At 36.6% G+C, this 716-nt stretch carries 1 protein-coding gene; it reads right to left on the bottom strand.

Going from position 1 to position 716, the window contains the following annotated elements:
• A partial coding sequence (locus ACTXGO_RS15450; RefSeq protein WP_443575140.1) for a Wzz/FepE/Etk N-terminal domain-containing protein occupies positions 1–539 on the bottom strand: 539 nt, incomplete at its 3' end.
• Positions 540–716 lie beyond the last annotated feature (177 nt).

Here is a 716-nt window from a genome sequence, read left to right on the forward strand (position 1 = left end):
CTTAACGTAAATCCACTACCTGATCTCATCAAGGTAAAAGGCTGATCCAAATACTCTGCAGCGACCTCAAATTGACTGATTCGGACACGTCCATCAGTAGTTTGAAGCGACACATCATCGATTGTATTTAATTGGGTGTTGATTTTATCTGCTACGATTTTATCGATAGCACTGAGATTAGGATCATTTAGGCGAATTTGCAGATGTAGCAAACTGACGACTGGATCTAATACCATACGTGACTTTATGAGTTCTGTTTCTGCTTGAGATTTGCTCTCTTCAGTGTCAATCAGATCAGATATGTTTTCACCAAGACCTGAAACCCCCTGCGAATTGTCATCAACTTGTATGAGTGCATCTGCCTGATATATAGGCGTTACATAGCGACTGTATAAAATAGCTGATACTAGTCCTAATAGCACAAAAAACAGTATAATTTTCCACTCACGCCGTAAGATATCAAACAGACCTAACAAATCAAGCTCACTGCTATTTTGCTTACCTACAGATCCTAAATTCTTGTTCGAGTCTATTTTCATAAGCCTACCCACCATTTGGACTATGTTTTTTGTTATATCATCAATACTGTGCAATCAATTATCTGCAATACTATTTTTTCTCGAACAAACCATGTACGCGTGAATATATAAATTCACAAAAAAGAATATAATATTACTGAATATACACCTGTATTAGTAACAACGCAACATACCTAT

The organism is Psychrobacter sp. T6-1, from assembly GCF_052258445.1.